At 70.0% G+C, this 25908-nt stretch carries 22 protein-coding genes; 3 read left to right on the top strand and 19 right to left on the bottom strand.

Annotated elements, in window-relative coordinates; all coding sequences use genetic code 11:
* Positions 1-10: 10 nt before the first annotated feature.
* The gene (locus ABTW64_RS11385) at positions 11-925 is read left to right on the top strand and encodes a carbohydrate ABC transporter permease (protein WP_502892334.1); all 915 of its coding nucleotides are present in this window, start codon (positions 11-13) and stop codon (positions 923-925) included.
* Positions 922-3906 (top strand): glycoside hydrolase family 2 TIM barrel-domain containing protein, encoded by a 2985-nt coding sequence (locus ABTW64_RS11380; RefSeq protein ID WP_350622434.1) that lies wholly within the window; start codon positions 922-924, stop codon positions 3904-3906. The genes ABTW64_RS11385 and ABTW64_RS11380 overlap by 4 nt, the downstream gene beginning before the upstream one ends.
* A gap of 105 nt (positions 3907-4011) precedes the next feature.
* Here ABTW64_RS11380 and ABTW64_RS11375 read toward each other — a convergent pair whose 3' ends face one another.
* The 10 genes from ABTW64_RS11375 to ABTW64_RS11330 all read right to left on the bottom strand — a co-directional run bounded on the left by ABTW64_RS11375 (position 4012) and on the right by ABTW64_RS11330 (position 14890).
* Complete coding sequence (locus tag ABTW64_RS11375; protein ID WP_350622432.1) at positions 4012-5040, bottom strand: alcohol dehydrogenase catalytic domain-containing protein; 1029 nt, start codon at positions 5038-5040, stop codon at positions 4012-4014.
* A gap of 16 nt (positions 5041-5056) precedes the next feature.
* Positions 5057-6178: an aminopeptidase gene (locus tag ABTW64_RS11370; protein ID WP_350622430.1), complete on the bottom strand. Its 1122-nt coding sequence runs from the start codon at positions 6176-6178 to the stop codon at positions 5057-5059.
* Positions 6175-7662 carry an FGGY-family carbohydrate kinase gene (locus ABTW64_RS11365; RefSeq protein WP_350622428.1) on the bottom strand — a complete coding sequence of 496 codons (1488 nt, stop codon included), beginning with the start codon at positions 7660-7662 and terminating at the stop codon, positions 6175-6177. Before ABTW64_RS11365 ends, ABTW64_RS11370 begins: the two co-directional genes overlap by 4 nt.
* 2 nt (positions 7663-7664) lie before the next feature.
* Positions 7665-8471 carry a BtpA/SgcQ family protein gene (locus ABTW64_RS11360; RefSeq protein WP_350622426.1) on the bottom strand — a complete coding sequence of 269 codons (807 nt, stop codon included), beginning with the start codon at positions 8469-8471 and terminating at the stop codon, positions 7665-7667.
* Between the two features lie 54 nt (positions 8472-8525).
* A complete protein-coding gene (locus ABTW64_RS11355; RefSeq protein ID WP_350622424.1) occupies positions 8526-9158 on the bottom strand; it encodes a DAK2 domain-containing protein in 633 nt (210 codons plus the stop codon).
* Between the two features lies 1 nt (position 9159).
* On the bottom strand, positions 9160-10161 hold the full coding sequence (locus ABTW64_RS11350; RefSeq protein ID WP_350622422.1) for a dihydroxyacetone kinase subunit DhaK: 1002 nt from the start codon (positions 10159-10161) through the stop codon (positions 9160-9162).
* Entirely contained in the window at positions 10158-11264 is a 1107-nt protein-coding gene (locus ABTW64_RS11345) for an ABC transporter permease (RefSeq protein ID WP_350622420.1), read from the bottom strand. Before ABTW64_RS11345 ends, ABTW64_RS11350 begins: the two co-directional genes overlap by 4 nt.
* Positions 11261-12280 carry an ABC transporter permease gene (locus ABTW64_RS11340; RefSeq protein WP_350622418.1) on the bottom strand — a complete coding sequence of 340 codons (1020 nt, stop codon included), beginning with the start codon at positions 12278-12280 and terminating at the stop codon, positions 11261-11263. Before ABTW64_RS11340 ends, ABTW64_RS11345 begins: the two co-directional genes overlap by 4 nt.
* Positions 12280-13776 (bottom strand): sugar ABC transporter ATP-binding protein, encoded by a 1497-nt coding sequence (locus ABTW64_RS11335; protein WP_350622416.1) that lies wholly within the window; start codon positions 13774-13776, stop codon positions 12280-12282. The genes ABTW64_RS11340 and ABTW64_RS11335 overlap by 1 nt, the downstream gene beginning before the upstream one ends.
* Positions 13777-13846: 70 nt before the next feature.
* A complete protein-coding gene (locus tag ABTW64_RS11330; RefSeq protein ID WP_350622414.1) occupies positions 13847-14890 on the bottom strand; it encodes a substrate-binding domain-containing protein in 1044 nt (347 codons plus the stop codon).
* Positions 14891-15046: 156 nt separating this feature from the next.
* On the opposite strand from ABTW64_RS11330, the gene ABTW64_RS11325 reads away from it, so the two are divergent.
* On the top strand, positions 15047-15844 hold the full coding sequence (locus ABTW64_RS11325; RefSeq protein ID WP_350622412.1) for a DeoR/GlpR family DNA-binding transcription regulator: 798 nt from the start codon (positions 15047-15049) through the stop codon (positions 15842-15844).
* A 31-nt stretch (positions 15845-15875) separates the two neighbouring features.
* Here ABTW64_RS11325 and ABTW64_RS11320 read toward each other — a convergent pair whose 3' ends face one another.
* The 9 genes from ABTW64_RS11320 to ABTW64_RS11280 all read right to left on the bottom strand — a co-directional run bounded on the left by ABTW64_RS11320 (position 15876) and on the right by ABTW64_RS11280 (position 25701).
* The gene (locus tag ABTW64_RS11320) at positions 15876-16928 is read right to left on the bottom strand and encodes an amidohydrolase family protein (RefSeq protein ID WP_350622411.1); all 1053 of its coding nucleotides are present in this window, start codon (positions 16926-16928) and stop codon (positions 15876-15878) included.
* 2 nt (positions 16929-16930) lie between these two features.
* On the bottom strand, positions 16931-18688 hold the full coding sequence (locus ABTW64_RS11315) for a thiamine pyrophosphate-requiring protein (RefSeq protein ID WP_350622409.1): 1758 nt from the start codon (positions 18686-18688) through the stop codon (positions 16931-16933).
* Positions 18685-20178: an aldehyde dehydrogenase family protein gene (locus ABTW64_RS11310; protein ID WP_350622407.1), complete on the bottom strand. Its 1494-nt coding sequence runs from the start codon at positions 20176-20178 to the stop codon at positions 18685-18687. The genes ABTW64_RS11315 and ABTW64_RS11310 overlap by 4 nt, the downstream gene beginning before the upstream one ends.
* A gap of 30 nt (positions 20179-20208) precedes the next feature.
* Positions 20209-21018, bottom strand: a complete 810-nt coding sequence (locus ABTW64_RS11305; protein WP_350622405.1) for an ABC transporter ATP-binding protein — start codon at positions 21016-21018, stop codon at positions 20209-20211.
* A gap of 8 nt (positions 21019-21026) precedes the next feature.
* The gene (locus ABTW64_RS11300; protein WP_350622403.1) at positions 21027-21857 is read right to left on the bottom strand and encodes an ABC transporter permease; all 831 of its coding nucleotides are present in this window, start codon (positions 21855-21857) and stop codon (positions 21027-21029) included.
* Positions 21854-22666: an ABC transporter permease gene (locus ABTW64_RS11295; RefSeq protein WP_350622401.1), complete on the bottom strand. Its 813-nt coding sequence runs from the start codon at positions 22664-22666 to the stop codon at positions 21854-21856. Before ABTW64_RS11295 ends, ABTW64_RS11300 begins: the two co-directional genes overlap by 4 nt.
* Positions 22667-22707: 41 nt before the next feature.
* Positions 22708-23733 (bottom strand): ABC transporter substrate-binding protein, encoded by a 1026-nt coding sequence (locus tag ABTW64_RS11290; protein WP_350622399.1) that lies wholly within the window; start codon positions 23731-23733, stop codon positions 22708-22710.
* Positions 23730-24803 (bottom strand): amidohydrolase family protein, encoded by a 1074-nt coding sequence (locus ABTW64_RS11285; RefSeq protein ID WP_350622397.1) that lies wholly within the window; start codon positions 24801-24803, stop codon positions 23730-23732. Before ABTW64_RS11285 ends, ABTW64_RS11290 begins: the two co-directional genes overlap by 4 nt.
* Positions 24804-24930: 127 nt before the next feature.
* A complete protein-coding gene (locus ABTW64_RS11280) occupies positions 24931-25701 on the bottom strand; it encodes an IclR family transcriptional regulator (protein WP_350622395.1) in 771 nt (256 codons plus the stop codon).
* Positions 25702-25908: the final 207 nt, after the last annotated feature.

Below are 25908 nucleotides of genomic sequence, written 5' to 3'. Positions count from 1 at the left end.
CACCGAGGCAATGGTCGTGGCCGGGACGCCGCTGCAGCAGCGCCGGCGTGCTCGCCGCCGACAGACCGGACTGGCCCCGGGGGAGGGCCGCAGCACGGTGCTGACCGTCGTGATCTGGGTCGCGGCCGCCTACTTCCTGCTGCCGCTGTTCTGGCTCATCGTCGCGTCCACCAAGGACAACTCCGGTCTGTTCTCGAGCTTCGGGCTGTGGTTCGCGGACGACTTCAGCCTGTTCGACAACCTCGTGCAGCTGTTCACCACTCGCGACGGCGTCTTCACGCAATGGATCCGCAACACGGTCCTGTATGCGCTCGTCAGCGGTGTGGGCGCAGCGATCCTCTCCGCAGCAGCCGGTTACGCGTTCGCGAAATACGACTTCCCCGCCAAGAAGTTCCTGTTCGCCGTCGTGCTGGGCGCCATCATGATCCCGACGACCGCCCTCGCCATCCCGACGTATCTGCTCTTCGCCGGCGCGGGACTGACCAACACCGTATGGGCGATCATCCTGCCCTCGCTGGTCAGCCCGTTCGGCGTGTACCTCATGCGCATCTACGCCGAGGAGTCCATTCCCGACACGCTTCTCGAGGCTGCGCGCATCGACGGAGCGGGAGAGTTCCGCATCTTCTGGCAGATCGGGCTGCGCATCATGGTCCCGGGCATCGTGACGGTGCTGCTGTTCGCGATCGTGCACACCTGGAACAACTACTTCCTGCCGCTGATCATGCTCACCGATCCGGACCTGTTCCCGTTGACGCTGGGCCTCGCCCAGCTGCAGGCGGCCAGTGAAGCCGGCGGCGGCGCATCCGCTCAGTTCTCCACCGTCATCACGGGCTCGCTCGTCTCGATCCTGCCGCTCGTGGTCGTCTTCCTGTATCTGCAGAAGTACTGGACCTCGGGCCTGACCACGGGAAGCGTCAAGGAATGAACAATCTCAGCGCCATGAACGACCGGGTCGCGTGCGACCTCGCCGCGGGTGACCGCGAGCGCGGCATCGTGCACTCCCCGGTCGCGATGGACCGCCCCTTCGCGTACTACGAGGAGCTGCTGCCGTCACGCAACGCTCTGCCGCCCCGTGCGCATGCCCGTTCGGACGCGCCGGAGCTGAGCCTCGACGGCACATGGGGCTTTCGGTACTCGCCGAGCGCCTCCGCGCCGGTCGACTTCCTCGGCGGTGCGGCCACGGGGGAGGACTGGACGTCCATCCCCGTGCCGGCGCACTGGCAGCTCCATGGCTTCGGCGCGCCGGTCTACACCAACCGCCTGTACCCGTTCCCGGTGGATCCGCCGTACGTCCCGGCGGACAACCCCACCGGCGACTACCTCCGCACGTTCACGGTGCCCGACGACTGGGACGTCGAGCGCGTGCTCCTGCGGTTCGACGGTGTCGACTCGATCGGCCGGATCTGGCTCAACGGCACCGAGGTCGGAATCGTGTCGGGCAGCCGGCTGCGGCACGAGTTCGACGTCACCGGCCTCATCCGACCGGGAGAGGAGAACGTTCTCGCGGTGCGCGTGCACCAATGGTCGTCGGGCAGCTACCTCGAGGACCAGGACATGTGGTGGCTGTCGGGGATCTTCCGCAGCGTGACGCTGCTCGGGCGCCCCGCAGGCGCGATCGACGACCACTTCGTGCACGCCGACTTCGACGCCGCCACCGGCGAGGGCATCCTGCGGATCGACGCGTCCGCCCCCGCGCGCGTCATCGTCCCGGAACTCGGCATCGACATCGCGGCAGGCGAGACCGCGCGTGTGCCGGTCGAGCCCTGGTCGGCCGAAGTCCCGCGCCTCTACGATGGCCGGCTCGTCGGAGCGGGCGAGAGCATCCTGCTGCGCATCGGCTTCCGCCGCGTCGAGATCGCCGACGGCGTCATCCTCGTCAACGGGGCGCCCGTGCTCTTCCGGGGCACCAATCGCCACGACTACGATCCGGACACCGGGCGCGTGGTGTCGGAGGAGCGGATGCGCTCCGACATCGTGATGATGAAGCGCCACAACGTCAACGCGGTGCGCACCAGCCACTACCCGCCCTCCGCCCGGTTCCTCGAGATGTGCGATGAGCTGGGACTGTGGGTCGTCGACGAGTGCGACTTCGAGACCCATGGCTTCTTCCCTGTGGACTGGTTCCACAAGCTGCCGGGCAACCCCACCGAGGATCCGCGGTGGGCGCCCGCGCTGCTCGATCGGATGCAGAGGCTCGTCGAGCGCGACAAGAACCGCCCGAGCGTGGTCATGTGGTCACTGGGCAACGAGTGCGGCACGGGCGAGAACCTCGGCGTCATGGCGAGGTGGGCGAAGGATCGCGATCCGTCCCGCCTGCTGCACTACGAACGCGACTGGTCGTGCCAGTACGTCGATGTCTACAGCCGCATGTACGCGACGCATCGCGAGCTCGATCTGCTCGGACAGCGCCAGGAGGCGCCGTTCCCGGACGCCGACCTGGACGCCCGCCGCCGACAGATGCCATTCATGCTGTGCGAGTACGTGCACTCGATGGGCAACGGGCCGGGCGGCCTGTCGGAGTACCAGGAGCTGTTCGAGCGCTATCCGCGGCTCGCCGGAGGCTTCACGTGGGAATGGTTCGACCACGGTCTGCGCACGCGCACCCGCGACGGCGAAGAGTACTTCGCCTACGGGGGCGATTTCGGGGAGGAGCGCCACGACGGCAACTTCATCGCTGATGGCATCGTCTTCCCCGACGGCACGCCCAGTCCGGCGCTGCACGAGCTGAAGCGGGTCTTCCAGCCCATCGCGTTCACCCGCGAACGCGGGCGGATCGTCATCTGGAACAAGCGTGACCACCGCGACCTGGCGGACGTGCGCGTCGAGTGGGAGATCCTGGACGACGGGGTCGTCCGCGAAGCTGGAGCCACCATCCCCGGTGCGGTGCCGGCCGGGACATCGGCGCCGATCGACGTGCCCCTGGACGACAGCGGGGAGGGCGAGCGCGTGCTCACGGTGCGGGCCGTGCTCGCGGCGACGACCACCTGGGCCGACGAGGGCCATGAGATCGCATGGGAGCAGTTCGTCCTTCGAGAGCCCCTTCCTCCGTCTCGTCCCGCGGGTGCCATGCCTCGCCGGCAGGGAGACGAGGTAGCCCTGGGTCCGGCCCGCTTCTGCCCCCGGATCGGCGCCTTGCTGTCGCTCGGTGGCATCCCGCTCACTGCTCCGACGTTCGACACCTGGCGCGCCGTGATCGACAACGACCGGGGCTTCTCCTGGGAGCCGCGGGAACCGCGGTGGCGGCAGCTCGGTCTCGACCGGCCCCGGCACACGGTGCGGAGCGTCGAGCTGGATGACCGGACGCTGGCGGTGACGGGCCGGTTGGGATTCGACGGGACCGACCTCGGCTATGCCACTCGCATGAGCTGGACGGCGTCGGATGATGCGGTGCGGCTCGACATCGAAGCCACGCCCACCGGCGACTGGGACGTCCCGCTTCCGCGGTTCGGCGTGCGCATGTCGCTGCCGGAGGATTTCGCCAACGTCACCTGGTACGGGCCGGGCCCCGGCGAGGCGTATTCCGACAGCCGCAGCGCGGCGAGGCTGGGGGTGTGGCGTCGCAGCGTCGACGAGATGCAGACGCCCTATCTGATGCCGCAGGAGAACGGCAACCGCGTCGATGCGCGCTGGGTTGCGCTGGATGACGGCTCGCGCACGCTGCGCATCGAGGCCGATCCCGTTGTCGACTTCACGGTGCGTCGCTGGACCACCGAGGCCCTGGATGCCGCGCAGCATCCCTTCGAGCTGAGGCCTTCCGGTCGTCTGTGGCTCAACCTCGATGCGGGCCAGAGCGGCCTCGGCTCGGGTTCGTGCGGACCCGGGGCGTTGCCCGGGGCGCTGATGCTCCCGGGCTCCTTCCGCTACGCGGTGACGTTCAGCGTGCACGGAGAGCCCACCGTCGCCTAGGGTTCCCGCGGACGAAGCGGACGGGACGACGTCGCCATTCTCTGCCCAAAACAGGAAGGAGGCCCCCTGATCAGAGGCTCTGATCAGGGGGCCTCCTTCTGCGGATCAGGCGAGGTCGTCGACGCCGGCAACCTCGAGGACCGCTCGCGAGCGCAGGCGACCGTCGGCGAGCAGCTGCAGCGCGTCGGCGGCCTGCTCCATCGGGAACCGGTCGACGACGGTGCGGATCCGGCCCTCCGAGGCCAGGCGCAGCACCTCGTTCATCTGCTGCCGGTTTCCGAGGATCGACCCCTTGATCGTCTGCGCTTTGTTGAAGTGGAACTCCTCGAGCGTCAGCGGCACGCCGGAGACGAGCGTGCCGCCCCACTTCAGCACCCGCAGCGCCTGCTCGCTGACCGCGTCCGAGGGGGCGAACGTGAGCACGGCGTCGAAGCTGTCCTCCAGTGCCGCGCCGGGGTCGGCCTGCGAGGCATCGAAGACGTGGTGGGCGCCGAGCTCCTGGGCGACCGCGAGGTGGTCCGCGCTTCGTCCGACGGCGGTGACCTCCGCGCCCGTCAGCAGCGCGAACTGCAGGGCGAGGTGCCCGACGCCGCCGAGGCCGAACACGGCGACGCGATCGCCCGGGCCCACATCGAGCTTCGCGACGGCGCCGAACCCCGTGATGCCCGGGCAGAACAGCGGGGCGGCCTCCACGAGGTCGAGGTTGTCGGGCACGTGGTACGTGTGCGCAGCGTTGGCGAGCAGGTACTCGCCGTATCCGCCGTTCACGTGCTCACCGGTGATGATGCGGCGCCGGCAGAGCTGCTCACGGCCGCTCGTGCAGTACTCGCACTCCTCACAGGTCCACCACAGAGGCTGCACGCCGACCCGGTCCCCGACGACGAAATCAGTCACGCCCTCACCGATGTCCGACACGACACCGGCGACCTCATGACCGGGGATGATGGGGCTGATCGCAGGGACGCCGCCCGCGACCCAGTCGCCCTCGACGACGTGCAGGTTGGACCGGCACACGCCACATCCGGCGACCGCGATCACCACCTGCCCCGCGGCGGGCGTCGGGGTGCGGGTCTCTCGCCACACCATGGGGCGATCGGCCAGCGGAGCCGGCGTGTCTACTTCGTTCGCGAACATGCGTCCTCCAGGTTGCTCAGTACTCGTGACGTGCGTCGTGCCCGGCGACCGCGGCGTCGCGCAACGGTGCTTGCACCACCCCGTCATGGATCAGCGACAGGTCGTCGGCGGTGAGGGTTCCGCCGTCGGAGCCGCGCAGGTCCTTCACGATGTCCCAGTGCACCGACGAGCGGTTCACGCCGCCGCACTCGGGATAGGCGCGCCCCAGCGCGATGTGCACGGTGCCGAGGATCTTCTCGTCGATCAGAAGGTCCCCGGTGGGGGTGCGAAGCGCGGCGTTGACGCCGACGCCGAGCTCTCCCACACGGCGGGCGCCGTCGTCGGTGCCCAGGAGCTCACGGACGAACTCGATCCCCTCGGCGGCGCTCTCGCGCACGACGAGGCCGGCGTCGAACTCCAGCCGGAGGTCCCGGATCCGCACTCCTGCGAACCAGAAGTCGCCGGGGAAGGCGATGGTTCCGGTCACCTCTGCCTCGAGCGGCGCGGTGGCGATCTCGCCGTCCGGCCAGTTCGCGTTGCCGGAGAAGGGCACCCACGAGCGCCCGGAGACGGGCAGCTCGAGTCGCCCATGCGCATCCTCGATGACGACCGTCCCGGTGTCGGCCAGACGCGTGCACAGGCCCTGCATGCGGTCGCGCGCCTCGTCCCAGTCGGCGCGGAACGAGTCGGTCCATTCCGCCAGCATCGTCTCCGGGTCTTGGCCCACGACGGCAGCCCATTCGGGCGTCGGCACTCGCACAAGCGCCCACCGGGTGCCTTCCCACCGCATGGTCGAGACGATGCCGCGCCCGTGCCGCAAGGCGGCCACGCGTGCAGGATCGGCACCGGCGACGGGCGGGGTCAGAGCGCGGAACGAGACGTGCACGTCCGACCACTCCATGGCCGCCGCCTCGATGGGGGGTGCCTGCTGGAGGACGGAGAGCTCCGCCCAGCGCAGGGCGCTCTGATCGAAGCGCTCATCCGTCGCGATGACCTGCGGGATCGCACCGCGACGCCAGCTCTCGTCGACGAAGGCTGCGGCGGCGTCCATCGCGGAGGGATCGGTCAGGAACACGGAGACACGGTCGCCGCCCTGCAAGCGGACGCCGTCCGCCACCAGCGTGGCGATCTGCCGCCAGTCGACGGCGCCGCGGCTCACGCGGCCCTCCCGTGGTTCCATGGCGCGAGGTCGCGGTAGAGCGCGACGAACGACCCGTGGTCGCGTTGCAGGACCTCCCGGCTCGTGGCGTCCGGCTGGATGGTCTCCCGGGGGCGGACCCAGTGGTGCACCGCGGTCCGGGCGCTCACGGCGCCGACGCCGAGCGCCGCCAGGAACGCATCGCCATACGCCGCGCCGGCCGTGTCGGCGACCTCCTGGGTCAGCCCCGTCACGGTCGACACCGTGCCGACGATGTATGGATTGCGCGTCGCGCCCCCGATCGCGACCACCCGTGAGAGCTCCTGGCCGGCCCGACGGAAGGTCAGGATGGCCTCCGCGATGGAATGTCCGATGCCCTCCAGCACCGCGCGCGCGATGTCGGCGCGGGTGTGCTCGAGGCCGAGCCCCACGATCGCGGCGCGGCTCAGCGGGTCCTGGAACGGCGTCCGCTCGCCTGCGAGATGGGGGAGCGCGAGCACACCGCGCGCCCCCGGCTCCGACCGCCCGGCGAGATCGAGCAGGCGCGAGAAGGTGACGTCATCCGACTCGTCGGCGATTCCCAGCGCATCGGCAACCCAGCGCGTCGCGGTGCCCGCGGTCGACGTCCCTGCCGCGAGCACCGAGGTGCCCGCGAACACGAAGGGCGCGGCCCAGAGCCCCTCGGCCACGGTCGGGGAGTCCCCGACCCGGATGAAGTAGCCGCTGGAGCCGTACATCGCCATCAGGTCGCCCGCCTCGACGACACCGGCTCCGACCGCCTCGGCCGGGGAGTCCGTCGTGCCGACCACGACCGGGACGCCGACGGGCAGACCGGTCTCCGCGGCAGCAGCCGGCGTGACGGTGCCGGCGACCCGATCGCTCCACTCGATCCGCGCCAGGCGCCGCTCATCGACGAAGTCCTCGCATCCGGACGTGTCCCAGGAACCGCGCGCGAGGTCGTACAGCGGGTGGAAGTACCCTGCGGTGGCGTGGTCGATGACCACGGCCCCCGTGAGCTTCGCGACCAGCCAGGACTGGCTGGTGAGGAACCATCGCGCCGCCCGCCACACCTCCGGTTCCTCGTCCTTCAGCCAGGCGATCTTCGGCCCGGCCGACTGGCTGGTCAGGCGGTTCCCGCTGCGGCGCAGGATCTCGTCCTCGCCCAAGCGTCGAGTGAGCGCATCGATCTGCGCGCTGGCCCGCGTGTCGACGCCGTAGAGGATCGCGGAGCGCAGCGGACGAAGGTCCACGTCCGCCGCGACGACGCACGGGCCGATCGCGCTCACTGCGACGCCGGCCAGCTCGTGCGCCCGCGGGTGCTGCATGAGCTCGCGCGCGATCTGGGTCAGATCCCGCCACCACACGCCCTCCGGGTCCTGCTCGACACGACCGGGGGCGGGCGTGTCGATGTCGTGCCGGCGGCGCGCGGTGCCGAGGACCGCGCCGGCGGGGTCGACGAGCACGCCCTTCGTCTCGAAGGTCCCCACGTCGATGCCGAGGAACATGCTCAGCGGACGCTCCTCACGACGCTCATGAGCTCCTCCACGCGTGCCGACTCCGCGTCGTTCTCGAAGCGGCCGTCCTTCTTGAAGAAGGTGCCGACGATCGCCGCGTCCGCGAAGCGCAGGCTCTCCGCGATCGTGTCCGGGCGCACGCCGGTGTTCACGAAGACCGGGACGTCCCCCGCGTGCTCCTTCACGATCTTCAGGGTCGAGGTGTCCGTCGGCGCGCCCGCGGTCAGGCCCGAGACGCAGAGCCCGTCCGGCACGCAGTTGAAGACCGTCGACTTGGTGAGCTGCGCGATGTCGCGGTCCGCCACATACTCTGCCGCCTCGGGGACGATGTTGAACAGCAGCCGCACGTCGCCGCCCGACACCGCCAGGCGGTGCCGTGCCGTGCGTCCGACGTTGGTGTTCCAGAGGCCGAAGTCGCTCGCGTACACCCCCGTGAACACCTCGCGCACGAAGGACGCGCCCGTTGCGACCGCGAGATCGATCGATGCCACGGCGTCCCACAGCACGTTGACGCCGAACGGCACCGCGATCTCGTCGCGGACCTCGCCGATCACGCGGGCCATGGAGATCGCGGTGATCGGCTCGGTCTGCGTGAGGTAGGGCAGGCTGAACTCGTTGGAGATCAGGATGCCGTCGACTCCGCCGTCCTGCAGTGCGGCGATCTCCCGCCGCGCATGTTCCACGATCGCCGCCATTCCGGCCGTCCGGTCATAGCCGGGGTCTCCCGGCAGCGCCGGCAGATGGCACATGCCGATGATCGGCTTCGTCACGGGAAAGACTTCGTCGAGCCAGGTGCTCACGGGGTGTTACCGCCTTCTTCTATCTCTTGCGTGGGAGTGGGTCGTGTGGGCGCGTCAGGCGACAGGCCGGCCGGAGGCGGCCTTCCAGGCCTCGACGAAGCGCAGCAGCGCGGTGGCGCCCGGATCGGGGATGCCGATGCTGCGTTCCTGAAGCCACGAGGCGCGGCCACGGCGCGACTGGAGATCCTTGGTGCTCTCCACCGCGTACGCCGCGGCGGCGATCGCGCGGTCGGCCGCGGCGGCGGCGTCGTCATCGCCTGTGTCGGCCAGCGCGTCGGCGACGGCCGCGAGACCGTCGTAGATCGTCTTGTCTCCGAGCTGCGTCTTGCCGCGCTGGGCGATGCTCGCCGCCGCCGCGGCGGCGAAACGCTGCGCGTCCGTCACGGTGATGTCGCTGCGATCGGCCCACGTGCGCGACCCGGCGAGCAGAGCACCGGCGACGAGCGCCGCCATGGTCGAAGGGTTGGCGTTCGCGAACGCCTTGGCGCTCGCACGCGCGACGTCGGTCGGCGTCGCATCGTCGGGCAGGTCCTCGAGCGCCGCGATGACAGCGCCGGAGCCGGCCGAGATCGTGATGCCGAGGTCGCCGTCGCCGAGCGCCTGGTCCAGGTCGCGCAGCTCGTCAGCGGAGTCGACCAGGATCGCGAGGCTTCCGCGGATCCGCGCGTTGAGTTCGTTGGCGTCCATGTCAGCCCTCCTGGAAGAACGGCGACCTGGCGGGCGCCTCGAGGAGCGCCAGGCGGTCGTCGTCGAGCTCGAGCAGGGAGATCGACGCGCCGGCCATCTCGAGGCTGGTGGCGTACTCCCCGACATAGGTCTTGGCGATCTCGATGCCGCGATCCTGCAGCACCTGGAAGGCCTTGCGGTAGAGGACGTAGAGCTCCTCCAGCGGCGTCGCGCCCAGGCCGTTGACCAGCACGGCGACGCGGGCGCCGGAGGCCAGCCCGAGGTCATCGATCAGCGCGTCCACGATGTGCTCTGCGATCTCATCCGCCGTCTCCAGCGGCCCGCGGCGCGTCCCGGGCTCGCCGTGGATGCCGATGCCGATCTCCATCTCGCCGTCGGGCAGCTCGAAGCTCGGCTTCCCGGTCGTCGGCAGGATGGTCGGGGCGAGTCCGATGCCCATCGTGGCGGTGTGCTCGATGACGTCCTCTGCGATGGCGGCGACCTCGTCCAGCGAGTCTCCGCGTTCGGCCGCGGCACCGGCGGCCTTGTAGGCGAAGATGATGCCGGCGACGCCGCGACGATCCTGCTTGCGCTCCTTCGGCTGGCTGGCGACGTCGTCCCGTCCCAGCACCGTCCGAGTCGGGATGTCCTCGAGCTCCGCGAGGTCGGCTGCGAGATCGAAGTTGAACACGTCGCCGCCGTAGTTGCCGTACAGGTAGAGCACGCCGGCGCCCCCGTCCACCGCCTTGGTGGCCTGGAAGATCTGATCGGAGCTGGGGGAGCTGAAGACGTTGCCGATCGCGACGCCCGAGCAGAGACCGCGACCCACGTACCCCTTGAACAACGGCAGGTGGCCCGAGCCCCCGCCGGTCACGATGCCGACCTTGCCCTCTTGAGGCGCGTCCGCCCGTACCAGGATGCGGATGTCGTCGCCCGGCGTCTTCACCAGGTCCGGGTGCGCGAGCAGGATGCCCTCGACGAACTCATCGACGAACGCCTCCGGCGCGTTGATGATCTTCTTCACGGCCGTGTGCCGTCCTTTCGGTTCTGGGTGGCGATGGCCACCGTCTCGCTGGTCGCCGGAGCTGAGCGCACCCGGCGGCGTCGGAAGTCGAGCTGGTCGAAGACCATGACGGCGATGAGCAGCACGCCCTGTGCGATGGCGTACTCGTAGGCGGAGAGCCGCAGCGCCGTGAAGCCGCTGGAGACGACCTGCAGCGTCAGCGTCGCCAGCAGCACGCCGAGCACGGTCGCGAAGCCGCCGTTCGGATTGGTGCCGCCGAGCACGGCGATCACGATGGCCAGCAGCACGTAGCTGGAGCCGTAATCGGCGCTCGCAGAGGGGCTGCGGGCGAGGAAGATGAGCCCCGCGACGGCTCCGAGCAGCCCGCTCACGACGTACGTGAGCATGAGCGTCGATCGTGCGCTGATGCCGGAGTACCGCGCGGCGACGGGATTGGCGCCCTGCAGCTGGATCTTGCGGCCCAGCGGCGTGCGGTCGACGAGGACGGCGAGGAGCGCTGCCACGACCAGGAGGATCAGGAACAGCGCCGGCACGCCGATCAGGGTCGCCTTGCCGATCGTCGCCAGCAGCGACGGAGCGCCGGAGATCGTGACGCCGCCGGTCCAGACCAGCGCGATCCCGTTGAACAGCTGCATGGTGCCGAGCGTGGTCAGGATGGGGGTCACCCCGACGACGCTGATCAGGATGCCGTTCACCGCTCCCAGGAGCGCGCCGGCCAGGAGTCCTGCGAGCAGGATCGGAACCGCCAGTGCCTCCGCTGTCTCGGGCCCTGCTCCCGTGGAGATCGCCGTGAAGAGGGACGAGACGGTGATGGCGGCCACGTTGGCGATCGCCACCACCGAGAGGTCGATCCCTCCGGTGAGCATGGCGATCATCATGGCGAGCGCGATGATGCCGATCTCCGGTGCGGCGACGCCGATGTTCTGCAGGTTGACGGGGTTGAGGAACACCCCCGGGTTGAGGATCGCGAAGAGCGCAAACGTGACGACGAGCAGCACGATCATGCGGCCCGTGCCGCGCTGCACGTGGATCCGCGAGACGATTCCGCTGAATCCGCTGTCGAGCCGGCGTCCGGCGTCCTTCAGGCTGGTCGGCTCGCTCATGCTGCGCCCACCTCCTCCTCGATCACGACGGGCTGCCGTCGGCGACGGACGGCCGCGAGCGCCTGGACGCTCACGCCGATGATGAGCAGCAGGCCGACGGCGGCTCGCTGCCACGTGCTGGGGATGCCGATCAGCACGAGGTTGTTGTTGATGAGCTGCACCAGCAGCACCCCGAGCACCGTGCCGCCGACGGAGCCGCGGCCGCCGAAGATCGACGCACCGCCGAGCACGACGGCCGCGATGATGTCGAGCTCGGTGCCGACCAGCGTCTGCGGGTTGGCGTTGCGCCCGAGGATGACGTAGACGACTCCGCCGAAGGCGGCCAGGGCGCCGACGAGCACGTAGAGCAGCACCTGCGTGCGGACGACCTTGATGCCGACGCGCCGCGCGGCCTCGATGTCGCCGCCGATGGCATAGACGCTCCGCCCGAACGTCGTGTACGTGAGCATCCACCAGACCAGGAGCGCGATCACGACGACCGGGACCATCATGCCGTGCAGGTATCCGGCGCCCGGGATGTCGACGAGATGGGCGTTGCCGGCGTCCCCGACGCTGGCGGGGAGCCTGCCCGCCGAGATGTAGGTCGAGCCGATGTACGTGAGCAGGATGCCTTTGATGACGCCCTGTGTGCCCAGCGTGACGATCAGGGTGGGCAGGCGGAAGCGGGCGATCACCAGGCCGTTCAGCAGGCCCCAGGCGGCTCCGATCAGCAGCGCGATCGCGAAGATCCCCACCAGGGTGGGATCGAAGCTCGCCTCTGTGGACCACGCGACCGTGGTGTACGCGGCGAAGATCGCGATGGCGGGGAAGGAGACGTCGATGCCGCCGGAGATCATGATCAGCAGCACGCCGAGCGCGAAGACAAGCGGTACGAGCGAGCTGCGCACGAGGCCGAAGAAGGTGGAGGGGGTGAAGAACGCCGGGCTGGCGAGCGCCATCGCGATGACGACGACGAGGATGACCGCGACGAGAACGCCCTCGTTGTTGGCACCGCGCAGGCGGCGGAGCGTGTCCATCAGGCCGTCATCCTCTCCTCGATGCGGTCGACGTCGATCTCGTCGCCCGCGAGCTCGGCGACGATGCGACCCGACCGGACGATCAGCACGCGGTGACAGTTCGCGGCCAGCTCAGGGATGTCGTCGGAGATGACGATGATCCCGGTGCCCTGCGCGGCCTGCGCGCGGAGGATCGCGAAGATCTCCTCCTTGGAGCCGATGTCGACGCCCACTGTGGGGCCGTTGAGCATGAGCACCGCGGGGTTGCGGTCGAGCCACTTGGCGATCACCACGCGCTGGGCGTTGCCGCCCGAGAGGCTGCGCACGGGCGCCTGCACGTGGGGCGCCTTGATGCGCAGCCGTGCGAAGAGCTCGGCGATCGAGCCCGAGATCCGGCGGCGATCGAGCAGCCGGGCCCGCGTGCGATACGAGTCGAGTGAGGCGGCGACCATGTTGTCGGCGATCGACTTCTCGAGGAACAGGCCCTGCGTGAGCCGGTCTTCCGGGACGTAGCCGATGCCGGCGCGCACGCCATCGGCGATCGAGCGGATGGTGTGCTGCCGCCCGCTCACCGCGATGGTGCCGGTGTCAGCGGGCGCGACACCGAAGATCGCGTCGGCGATCTCACCGCGTCCCGATCCGAGCAGGCCCGTGATGCCGAGGATCTCCCCGGAGGAGAGCGTGAAGTCGACGTCGCTGAACGCCCCCTTGCGCCCGAGGCCGTTCACGACCATCAGCGGCGCGGCATCGGGCGCCAGCGGCTGCACGATGCGTTCGTCGCTGATGTCGCGACCGGTCATCGCCTTCGCGATGGATCGGGCCGTGTGCGCGGAGGCCGGGCCCGAGGCAACCACTTCGCCGTTGCGCAGCACGGTCACGCGCTGCGAGATCTGCAGCACCTCGTCGAGCTTGTGGCTGACGAACATGATCGCGACACCGCGTTCCTGCAGGCGTCTCACGACCGAGAACAGTCGGCGCACTTCGGAATGGGTGAGCGCCGTGGTGGGCTCATCCATGATGAGCACCTTCGCGCTGCCGACGAGTGCGCGGCAGATCGCGATGAGCTGGCGATCCGCGACCGAGAGCTCGGCGACGTCGGCGTCCAGATCGATGTCGAGCCCCAGGGTCTCGACCACCCGCTGCGCGGCCGCGCGGATGCGCCGGCGCGAGGAGAGCCGTCGGCGGGCCGCGAGCTCGTCGAGCATCGCGATGTTCTCGGCCGCCGTGAGGTTCGGGAACAGGGAGAAGTCCTGGTAAATGACCTGCACTCCCGCCCGGATGGCGTCGCTCGGCGTGGTGTGCGAGAGCGTGTGGCCGTCGATCACGAGCACGCCCGAGTCGGGGCGTTCGACGCCGCTGATGATCTTGATGAGGGTCGACTTGCCGCTGCCGTTCTCGCCCGCGAGGCAGTGGACCTCACCCGGTTCGAGGGCCAGGGAGACGCCCCCGAGCGCGCGGACTCCGCCATAGGTCTTGACGACGTCCCTCACCTCGAGGACCGCGTGTGCGGATCCCATCTCGTCCTTCTTTCGTGCCTGGCGCGGGGGCATGCGCGTCGGCATGCCCCCGCGCGAGCGGCGGATCGGGTCAGAAGTCGTACTCGGCCACGTTCGAGGCGTCGACGGCCACGCCGGCGTCACCGGCGAAGACGTTGTCGAAGCCCTCGAGCTTGACGAGCGATTCGTACCCGGGGACGCCGAGGTCGGTGCCCTCTTCGACGGTGCCGCCCTCGGCGAGGATCTTCGCGATGGCGAGCTGGGCCTTGCCTGCCAGCGCCGGGTCCCAGAAGAAGATCTTGTCGATCGCGCCCGACTCCAGGTAGCTGCCGGCCACCGACGGGATCGAGGTGCCCATGACGCAGACGTCGTCGGTCTTGCCCGCCTCTTCCACGGCGCGGGCGATGCCCACGACGTCGGTTCCCGCCGAACCCTGGAAGCCCTTGATGTCGGGGTACTTGGCGAGGAGCTCCTTGGCCTTGTTGTAGGCCACCTCCTCGTTCTCCTCGGACTCGATGGGGTCCTCGAGGCGCGTCATGTCGCTGTAGTTGTCTTCCTGGTTCTCCAGCGCGCCCGCGACCCACTCGCTGTGCGAGCCGTTGGTGAGGCGCCCGACGAACTGGACGTATCCGCCCTCCTCGCCCATGCACTCGGCGAGGTTGTCCATGATCTGGGCGCCGTACGCCTTGTTCTCGAAGCCCTCGATGTCGATGTCGGCGTTGTCGATGCCGGCGGCCTCGTGCGTGACCACGATGATGCCTGCGTCGCGGGCATCGGCGAGAACCGACGCGACGCCGGCGACGTCGTTCGGGACGACCGTGATCGCGACCGGCTTCTGGGCGATGAGGTTCTGGATGATGTCGACCTGGCCTTCGTTGGTGGCCTCCGCCGGGCCCTCCTGTCGGGCGTCGATGCCGGTCTCGGAGGCCCACTCGTCGACGCCGACCTCCATGCGGTCGAACCAGCCGATGCCGGTCGCCTTCACGACCGTGACGTAGGCGCCCTCGGCGCTCCCGCCCCCGCCGCCGCCGGTGGCGCCGCTCTGCTCGGGCGTGCCGGCCGTCGTGCCGCAGCCCGCGAGGACGAGCGCGGTGGTGGTGGCGAGCAGTGCGATCGCAGGGCTCTTTCGCTTCATGTCCACTCCTTTGTGATCTGAGGGCCTGATCGCCGGGGTGCGATCGTCGCCGCGAGCGGGTGCCTCTCTCGGGCGTGGCTTGGCGCGAATCTAGCTGGCAATCGCGCACCACGTCAATCACTTTCGCGCAAAAGAGTCTGCCTTTCGCGCGAAGTAATGCGCGAAAGCACGCATAACGCGCGATATGCTTGTGCGAGTCCAGGGGGAGGAGTCGCAGTGTCGCGCCAGGCTCAGATCGTGGAACTGCTGGTTGAACAGGGTTTCCAGTCCGTCACGACGCTCGCGGACGCGTTCGACGTGACCCCGTCGACCATCCGCCGAGACCTGGAGCAGCTGGAAGCGCGCGATCTCGTGCAGCGCACGCATGGCGGTGCGCTGCCCGTGCGGCAGACCGACGCCCCCTTCGATCTGAAGGAGACCCTCCATCGCCGCGAGAAGGTGGCCATCGGCAAGGCCATGGCGGATCGGATCCTCGACGGACAGACGGTGCTGCTCGACAGCGGCACGACGACGCTCGAGGTCGCCCGTCACCTCTCCAGCTCGCGGGTGACCGTGGTGACGAACGACCTGCAGATCGGCATGGTCATCGCAGAGAAGCGGACCGCCAACCTCGTCTTCATCGGCGGCGAGCTGCTGCCCAACGACGTGTCGATGTGGGGGCCCACCTCGGTGCAGCAGCTGCAGACCCTGCGGGTGAACGTCGCGGTCTTCGGCTGCGACACGGTCATGGACGATGGCCTCTACTCGACCTCGAGCTACGAGCTCGAACTCAAGCGCACCATGCTCTCGATCGCGAGCGCGTCGTTCTTCGTGGCCGACAGCTCGAAGTTCGGTCGCGAGGCCCTGTTCAAGTGCTTCGGACTCGAATCGTTCACCGCCGGCATCACCGACGAGCGCCTCGATCCCATCCGGGCCGCCAATTTCCCGGTGCCCCTCATCCGCGCGACGCTGTGACGGACGCCGCCGGCCTCCCGCACCCCTCGGTCTAGAACTCCAGCCGGAATACGCGGCGCGCGATGTTCTCGAAGAAGTCGGCCTTCTCCGTGTCGCTGAGCGGCAGCGCATCCTGCGCCTGCACCTCCGCGGCGTCGAACTGGTACGGGTAGTCCATGGCGTACATCACGCGGTCGGCGCCGATGACGTCGCGCGTGAACAGGATGGCCGGAGCCCACGGCATGCCCGACGTGGTGAGCCAGATGCTGGTGCGGAAGTACTCGGACGGCGGCTGCCGCAGCGGCTTGATGCGCTCGTAGCGGCCGGAGGCGACCTGCTTGGCGTGCATATGGTCGATGCGGTGCAACCAGAACGGCAGCCCCTCGCCGAGGTGGCCGACCACCAGGCGAAGCCGCGGATGGCGGTCGAAGATGCCCGACGTGATGATGCGCAGCAGGTGCAGCCCGGCGCTGGCCCCGAACCCGTGCACGGCCCCGTCGAGGCCGGCCTCGCGGTACGGCTCGATCATGCGGTCGGGCGGCGTGTTCGGGTGCAGGTACAGCGGCACGTCGAGCTCCTCCAGCGCCGCGAGCAGCGGAGCGAAACGAGGGTCGTCGATGTGCGATCCGCGGATGTGGTCGTTCAGGATGAGGCCCTTGAGGCCGAGCTCCCGCACGGCGCGGCGCAGCTCGGCGACAGCCGCGTCGACGTCCTCGTACGACACCGCCGCGAGCGCCGAGAACCGCGTGGGATGCGCTCGGCAGAGCTCGGAGAGGCGGTCGTTCGCGATGCGCGCGATGCGGGCGCCCTCCTCGGCGTCCAGCACCTGGGTACCCGGTGCGGTCAGCGCCATGACCTGGTGGTCGATGCCCGCCGAGTCCATGTCGGCGAGGCGTCGCTCCGCGGCGGCATGCAGGCGCTCCACCACGGCGCGCGGCTGGGGGTGCGCGGAGCCGAGGAAGTAGCCCATGAGGCTGTGGAACCCGATGTCGGCGATCGTGCCCTCGGACAGGTGCCTGCGGTACAGGTCGATCATCTCAGTGGGCGCCCAGGCCTCCTCTGTCGCGATGCGGAGGTACGGGCGGTGCTCGTCGGTCGGTGTCATGGTCAGGGCCTTTCTGCGGCGAGGTCGACCGCGGATGCTTCCTCGGGCTGGCGGGAGATCGGCGTCATGCGCACCGTCACGACCGCCGGCGTTCCGTTCTCGACCTGCCGGAGCCCTTCCCGCAGCACGCTCTCGAGGTCGTCGAACGCAACGACGGTCGCCGCCCAGGCGTTGCCCGCCGCGGCGGCGACCCCGCCGTAGTCGGCGCTCTGCTGCAGGTTGACCCAGTAGCGGTCGGTGCGGGCAGCCGCGCCGTCGGGGTGGATCCGTTCGAGGTTGCGCTTGGTGGCGTTCCAGCCGCCGTTGTCGAGCACGACCGTCAGCACCGGGAGGGCGTAACGGTCGGCGATCCACGCGGACGACGCCGGTGCGCTGAAGAAGAACGTGCCGTCGCCCATGATGGCGACGACCGTGCGCTCGGGCGCCGCGAGCTTGACGCCCAGCGCGCCGCCTCCCGACCAGCCCAGCGACGTGCCGCCGTTGGCGTACATGGTTCCCGGCCGGTCCCGGGGAAGATGCCGCCACACGGTCGGGGCGACGGAGATGGCCTCGTTCACGACCACCGCGTCGTCGTCGAGCAGCTCGCTCAGTGTCCGCGCGATGCTCGCCGCCGTCAGGCGCCCGGCAGCGACGTCGGCCGCGGACTCCTGGTCCCAGCCCTCGTGCAGGGCGCGGTGCTCGGCGGCGAAGGCGTCGGCGCGGGCGGCGGCGGCCTCATCCGGTGCGGCGGGGCAGCGGCTCAGCAGCTGCTCGAGCACCAGCCGGCTGTCCGCCCGCACGAACCTGTCGGCGGGCACGTACCAGAGCGGAAGCGACTCCTGGAGCGGGTTCTCGTCGACGAAGAACACCGTGGCATCCGGATCCGGACGGCCCACGACATCCACCCACGGCACGGCGGTGCCGATCGCGAGCACGACGTCCGCATCCGCGATCGCGCGATGAGGGTCGTCGCCCGCGTGCAGCGGATGCGAGCGCGGGAAGTTGACCGCCTCGGCGTTGTGCTCGACCACGGCGAGTCCCAGTCGCTCGGCGAGCTGCACCAGCAGCGCGACGGACTCCTGGTCGCGGCCGAGGTAGGTCGTCACGACCACCGGACGGCGGGCGCCGGCCAGGGCCGCCAGGATCTCGTCGGCGATGTCGTCCGGAGCCGGGGCGGGCGCGACGGGCTGCCACCGCCGCACCGCGACGTCGGGCTGCGGAGCGCGCTCGGCGAGCACCTCGCGCGCGCCCGTCACGTACACGGGGCCCGCCGGCGCGCTGCGAGCGATCTGCAGGGCGCGGTGCACGACCTGCGGCGCGTTGGCGGCCGTGCGGAGGTCGTAGCTCCACTTCACATAGGGACGCACCAGTCCATGCTGATCCGGCACATCCTGCAGGTGGTTGACGAAGGTGTTCCTGCCGCCGGGAAGCTCGCCCTCCAGGGTGTAGGGCGTCAGCCCCGCGAAGATGAACACCGGCACGCGCGAGCGCGCGGCGTTGTGCACCGCGCCCCCGAGGTTCGCCGTCCCCACGTCGGTGTGCACGAACACCGCCTGGGGCAGGCCCGTGACGGCGGCATACCCCTGCGCCGCGCTGAGCGCGGTGTACTCATGCGGGCACAGGATGACCCGGGGGCCGTCGATCCCGCGTTCCCGGTCTGCGGCGAGCGCCTCGATGATCGCGGGGTGGTCGCTGCCGAAGTTCGCGAACAGGTGCGTGACGCCGGCGTCCCGAAGCGCATCGATGACCAGCGAGCCGGCGGGTCGCTCCGACCCGCTCATGCCGCGCCCGGCGTCGGCAGGGCCTGCGCGTCGATGCTGTGGAACTGGAGGTACTCCTCGATGCCGTGCGGTGACCCCTCCCAGCCGATGCCGCTCTGCTTCCATCCGCCCATCGGGATCTCGCGCGTGCCCGTCTCCGAGAACATCGCGTTGTTGATGAACGTGGTGCCGGCCTCGATGCGCCCCGCGACATCGAGCGCCCGCTCGCGGGAGCGCGACCACACGGACGAGCAGAGCCCGTACTCGGTGTCGTTGGCGAGGGCGATGGCCTCCTCCTCGCTGTCGCACACCACCACGGGAAGGATGGGGCCGAACTGCTCCTCGCGCACGATCTCGTCCTCCTGCTGCGCGTCGAGCACGACGGCGGGCAGCAGGAAGTTTCCGGCGTCCCACGTCTCGGGATCGAGGGGCGCACCCAGCACACGCACGTCGCGACCGGCAGCGCGCGTGCGCTCGATCAGCCCCTGGAGGCGCTCGAGCTGCCCCGCGTTGTTCACAGGCCCCATCGCGGCGCGCTCGTCCTGCGCGTCGCCGACGGTCATGGCGCCGACCCGTTCGATCAGCAGCCGCTGGAACTCGTCCGCGATGGCTCGCGGCACGTACACGCGCTTCGTGGCGAAGCACACCTGGCCCGCGCGGCGGTACGCCGATGTCACGATCCGGTCGACCGTGGCGGGCAGGTCGGCGTCCTCGAGCACCACGGCGGGGTCGTTTCCGCCGAGCTCGAAGTGCACGGGCAGCAGCGCATCGGCCGCCTGCCGCATGATGTGGCGGGCGGTGGCGCCGCCGCCGGTGAACGACACCTTGCGCACACGCCGGTCGTCGAGCAGAGCGCGCACGACCTCGGCATCGCCGTTGACGATGTTGACGACACCGGGTGGCAGCTCCGCCGCGGCGAGGCTTCCCAGCAGGGTCACGCCGAGCGGCGCGAACGGGGACGGCTTCAGCACGACGGCGTTGCCGGCGGCGATCGCGGGAGCGATCTTGTTGGCGGTGAGCAGCACCGGAGCGTTCCAGGGCACGACGCAGGCGACCACGCCGTACGGGCGGCGCTCCACGCGGACGAACTCGTCGCCGAGGCCTCCGGGCACCGTCTTCGGCTCCAGCACGCGCGGCAGGTAGTCGGCGACCGCGCGGAAGGCCTCGGCGGCGCCCGCCACCTCGCGCCGGATGGTGCCGACGACGCTGCCGTTCTCGCGAGTGGTGAGGTCGATCAGCCGCTCGGCGTGCGCGTCGATGGCGTCGGCGATCCGGCGCAGGCGCTCGGCACGATCGGCCACGGACGTCGCCGCCCAGCCGGGGGCGGCGGCCGTGGCCCCGTCGACGGCGGCGGCGGCATCGACGGCCGTGCCGTCGGCGACGACCCCCACCACCTCCGCCCGGCGGCTCGGATTGTGCACCTCGAAGGTGCGCGTGCCCGGCACGGTCGCGCCGGCGATCAGGTGGCCGATCGCATCCGGTTCGGTCCGGTCATTGGTCATGGTCGTCATCTCGATCCTCTCGGCGTGGTCGGGCACCGGTCACGCGTCCTTCGGCATGACCAGGGACAGCAGGTGGTTGCGCAGGGTCAGGAACCCCTCGCTGGATCGGGTCTCGACCTGGCTGCGCTGCTCGCCCAGCGGCACCTCGACGACCTCGCGCACGACGCTCGGGTTCTTCGAGAGCACCACGATGCGGTCGCTCAGGTAGATCGCCTCATCGATGTCGTGCGTGACCAGCACCACGGTGATGCCGAGCTCGCGGCGCACGCGCAGGATGAGATCCTCGAGATCGAAGCGCGTCTGCGCGTCCACGGACGCGAACGGCTCGTCCATCAGCAGCAGCTCGGGGCGGTACGACAGCGCGCGGGCGATGGCCACGCGCTGCTGCATGCCGCCCGACAGCTCCCACGGGTACTTCTTGGCCACGTGGCCGAGGCCGACGCTGTGCAGCGACTCGTCCACGCGAGCGGCGCGCTCGCCGCGGGGCACCCCGCGCGCCGAGAGCGGCAGCGCGACATTGTCGCCGTTGGTCAGCCACGGGTACAGCGAGCGGCTGTAGTCCTGGAACACCAGGCCGAGCTGCTCGGGCACCGTGGTGAGGGGCCGGCCCTCGAAGGTCACCGCGCCGGCGCTCGGCGACGCGAGGCCCGAGATGCAGCGCAGCAGCGTGGTCTTGCCGGCGCCGCTGGGGCCGACGATACAGACGAACTCGCCCTTGTCGACCTCGAACGAGACGCTGTCGATGGCCATGTTGGCCTGCTCGGTGCCCTCGTTGTAGATCTTGCGCAGGCCGTCGACCGAGAGCACGGTGTCGGTCGAGGTGGGGCGGGTGGCGGTTGCAGACGACATGGGGCTCCTTATGACGATCCCAGCGCGCGCGACCGGTAGTACCAGCGCAGCGCCCGGCGCTCGACGAACACGAACAGGTAGTTGAGAAGGGTGCCGATGAGGGCGAGCACGAGGATGCCGCTCCACATCTTCTTGATGGCGAACTCCGCCTGGGCCTGCAGGATGAAGAAGCCGATGCCCGATCGGGCGGCCACCATCTCGCTCACCACCATCAGCACGATGCCGATCGTGAGGCTCGCGCGCAGTCCGGCGGCGATCTGCGGGGCGGCGCCCGGGAACACGAGCCGCAGATACGTGCGCCACCCGCCCAGGCGCAGGGCCTTGGCCGTGTCGAACTTGACCGTGTCGATGCCCCGCATGCCGTCGAGCGTGTTCAGCAGCGTGGGCCAGATCGAGCCGAGGGCGATCAGGGCGATCTGTCGCATGTCGCCGATGCCGAACAGGGCGATCATGGCCGGAAGCAGCGCGGGCGCCGGCAGCACGTAGAGGAAGTAGATCAGCGGATTGACGGCGACGCGCAGGTAGCGCACCCGCCACAGCAGCGATCCGCCGACGATGCCGATCACCGTGCCCAGCACGTACCCGAGCAACAGGTTCCGCAGACTGGCGACCGCGTTCGTCCACGCGCCGAAGACCACCCACTGGTTCCAGGTCTCGACCAGGATGTCCTGCAGCGGCGGGAAGAACGGCGACACGCTGCGCGCGGTCGCGATCCACCACACCGCGATCAGCAGCACCGGCAGCCACAGGGGAGTGAGAGCGGCGCCCGCGCGGCGCACGGCTCCTCCCTCGCGGCGCAGGCGCACCGTGGGCACGACGCTCGTGGTCAGCCGGGTCATGCCGCGCCCGCCTTGTTCGAGGCGCGGATGTTGCGCTGCGATTCGTGCCAGTGCATGACCCTCTTCTCCATGAGGAAGAACGCGCCGGTGAGCGCCACGCCGAGCACCCCGGCGACGATGATGTAGGCGTACATGGTGGGGTAGGCGATAACGCCGGTGTTCTGCGCGAGCAGGATGTTCCGACCGATGCCCGCCGCCCCGCCCACGATCTCGGCGACGATCGACAGGATGAGCGCCTGGGCGGAGGCGATGCGCATGCCGGTCACGAGGTACGGCGACGCGCTCGGCACGCTGATGGCGAGGAACCGCCGGATGCCGCGCACCCCGAGGGCCCGCGCGGTGTCGAGCACGATGGGATCCATCGAGCGCACGCCGTAGATCACCTGGATCACGAACGGCCAGAAGGCCGCGAAGCAGATCAGGAACACCTTCATCGGCAGGGTCGAACCGGCCACCAGGATCACCAGCGGCAGGATCGCGATCGCGGGGATCGCCTTGAAGATCTCGATCACCGGGGCGGCGCTGCGCTGCGCGAACGCGTTGAACGCGAGCGCCGTCCCGATGACCAGGCCGAGCACGATCGTGATCACCATGCCGATGAGCCAGCCCAGCAGGGTCGATCCCACGGCCGGCCACAGCCGGCCGGTGGCGAACTCGCCCCCGAGCGCGACCATCGTGTCGGTCATGGTCGGGAACTGCGTGGGACTCACCACCCCGCCGACCGTGACGAGCTGCCACAGGGTCAGCACCGCCACGATCGTCAGGGCCGGCAGAGCCCAGTTCAGCCAGGCGTGCGCACCGTTGCGCATCGGTTCTCCTCTCCGAGGGATGTCGTGCGTCGGGCTTCGGTCTACTCGAGCGCGCCGGGCCAGACGACCGTCTCGATGTCGAGGTTCTCGAGGGCGGTGCGCGCCGCCTGGTCGGTGCTGAACTTGACCAGCAGATCCCGGGCGATCTCGAACGCGTCGAGGTTCAGCTCGGGACGACCGCCGACGTTCCAGCGAGCCGTCTCCGCCTGCTCGGCGGTGATGCCCAGCCCGTCGACGAGCGATTCCTTGGCGGCATCCTGGTTCTCGGTCGCTCCGAGAATGGACTCGTGCATCGCATCCGCGAACGCCCGGACCGTGTTCGGGTTCTGGTCGATGAACGACTGCGACGCGTTGAACAGCGTCGTGGCGGTGTCGACGAACAGCTCGCGGTTGTTGTAGCCGAGCTCGACCCCGCCGGCCTCCAGCGCCTCGGCGGCGAACGGCCACTGCATGATCGCCGCGTCGACGTCGCCGCTCTCGAGCGCCGCGGCCATCTGGCCGAACGGCAGCTGCACGAGCTCGATCGTGGAGGTGTCCGCGCCGGCGCGGTCGGCGAGCTCCCACATCGTGAGGGTGTTGTGCGACGAAAGGCCCACCGTCGCGACGCGCTTGCCCTCGAGCCCCGCGAAGTCGGTGATGCCGGAGTCGGCGGCCGCGATCGTGACGGTGCCCTCGTCGTCCTCCTGGATCTGGCCCTCGATCGTGCTGACGCCGCGGATCGGGATGCCGTTGGCGTTGGCCGTGACGACGTGCACGACCGTGGCGAACCCGATGTCGTACGTGCCGCTGGCCAGCCCCGAGACGATCGCGGCGATGTCGGTCTGCGGAACCACCTCGAGCTCGAGGCCGTGCTCTTCGAAGATGCCGCTCTCGATGCCGTAGTAGAACGGGGCGAACTGGGTGGAGGGGTTGATGGCGACGGTGAGCGTCGCCTTCTCGGGCTCACCCGTCGCGCCCGCCTCGGGCGTCGTGGCGCCGGAGCAGGCGGACAGGAGGGCGAGCGACGCGATGGCGGCGACGATGCCGGCACCGCGTCGTGCGGCGCGACGTGCGGCGCGGATGGTCATGAGGCGATCTCCGATTCGACGGTGGGGGAGACGGCCGCGCCCTGGGCGGGCAGGCCGAGCAGGCGGGTGACGTTGCCCTGGTAGATCCGGTCGCGATCGGCGTCGTCGAGGATGTCCATCTCCTGGAGGTTCGCGATCGTGTCCCGGATGTACCCGGGCCCCTTCTCGGGATCGAACGGCGTGTCCGAGCCGAAGAGGGTGTGGTCGACGCCGAAGAACTTGATTGCGGTGCGCATCGAGTCGCCCGCGCCGAAGTAGGCCGTGTCGACGTAGAACTTCTTGAAGTACTCGATCGGCCGCAGCGTCAGCGGGTAGCCGGCGATGTCGTCCGCCTGGTCGGCGGGAGTGCGGGCCCCGAGCTGGTCCCAGCCCGGTCCGACGCGCCCCGCGAAGTGCGGGATCATCGCGCCGCCGTGGTGGATGAGGATCTTGATGTCGGGCAGGCGCTCGAACACCCCGGAGAAGACCAGGCGCGACATGAAGGCCGACAGGTCGTACTCCCACCCGAGCGTCCACCAGATCTCGAACTTCGAGCGCTCCTCGGTCTTGTAGTCCGACCAGCTCGAGTCCCGGCAGGGGTGGACCTGGATCATCTTGTCGCCGCGACGGGCGATCGCCTCGTAGAAGGGGAAGAAGCGCTCCTGGTCCATGGGGCCGCCGTGCACGTGCGTGTAGATCTGCACGCCGACCGCGCCCAGCTCGTCGAAGGCCCGCTCCGCCTCGGCGATGGCGCCGTCGACGTCGTCGAGGGCGACCGCGGCGCAGAACCCGGCGAAGCGGTCGGGGTTGTCGGCCACGAGCTCGGCCATCCCGTCGTTCGCGATGCGCGCGAGCTCGGCGGTGCGCTCACGCGGCCCGAGGTCGTCGAGCGGCGGCGCCGCGGTGTTGATGATCTGGCGATAGTCGGGCCCGAACTCGTCCATCACCCGGAAGCGCTCGTCGAGATCGAACAGGGCCGGAACGCCGCTCACCCGCTTCTGGATGTTGCGCGCCACGGGGCTGTCCGAGATGGCGAAGAGCCGCTCGGCATAGGCCGCCGGCAGCAGATGGCAGAAAGCGTCGATCTTCATCGATGTCGTCCTCTCGTCCCCGAGCGCATCGTCGCGCCGGAGTGAGGCGAGCCAAGCAACCGGTGCGTGGCGGCGTAAACCCTCGAGCCCTCCCCATTCCGCAGGACGGAATACGCGGGGGTGCGCGTCACCGGGACAGGTGGGACCGGATGCCGGCCGCGCACGCCCGGAGCTCGATGACCACCTCGCGCACACGCGCGAGCGGCAGCCGCTCGCTCGGTGCCGACATCGCCACAGCAGCGATCGTGTTCCCGCCCCGATCCCTCAGGGGCACGGCCACCGCGCTCAGGCCCAGCAGGCTCTCCTGGTCGTTGACCGCGTAGCCGCGCATCAGCACGAGGGCGAGCTCGTCGAGCAGCTGCGTGAAGGTGCGCGTGTGCGGCGTGAACCGCCGCAGACCGTGAGGGTAGAGCGCGCGCAGCTGCTCCCGTGGGAGCTCGGCGAGCAGCACCTTGCCTCCCGAGCTCGCGTACGCGGGCAGCAGCGTTCCGGTCAGCACATGGGTGCGCACGCGCTGATCGGCCTCGAACCCCGCGACGAACCGCACGGAGGCGTCCTGGAGCACCAGCAGGTTGACCGTCTCGCGCAGGCTCTCGCTCAGGGCGCGCAGGTGAGGCTCGCTCACCTCACGCAGGTCGATGGCGCGCGTGCTCGAGAATGCGAGCTCGATGAGGGCCGGCCCCGCGCGGTACGCGCGGGTGACCCGATCCTGCGCCACGAACCCGCGGTGCTCGAGCGTGGCGAGCAGCCGGTGCGCCGTCGACGGGGCGATCCCCAGCTCCCGAGCCGCCGCGGTCACCCGCAGGTCGGGCTCCTCGCGCAGGAGCAGCAGCAGCCGCAGGGCGTGGTCCACGGATCCCACCGGATAGCGCGGCGCCGTGCTCATCTCGCCGTCCATCCACCGAAGATAGCGCTGGGGTTCCCGTGGCGGTCAGGCGGATGCGCGCCCGCCGAGAGCCGGAGCACATCGGGGCCGACGCGCCCCTCACACCGCGCGCACAGCGACTGCTCACCGAATGGGCAGTTCATCCCCTGTCGTACGGGCCAGCGCGGTGCGAGCCTGAGAGGGCACGCCGACGTCCGGGGGGACGCCGGGGTGCCGGCC

The organism is Microbacterium sp. NPDC096154 (assembly GCF_040302945.1).
GTDB lineage: Bacteria > Actinomycetota > Actinomycetes > Actinomycetales > Microbacteriaceae > Microbacterium.
This window is presented reverse-complemented; position numbering and strand designations above follow the sequence as displayed.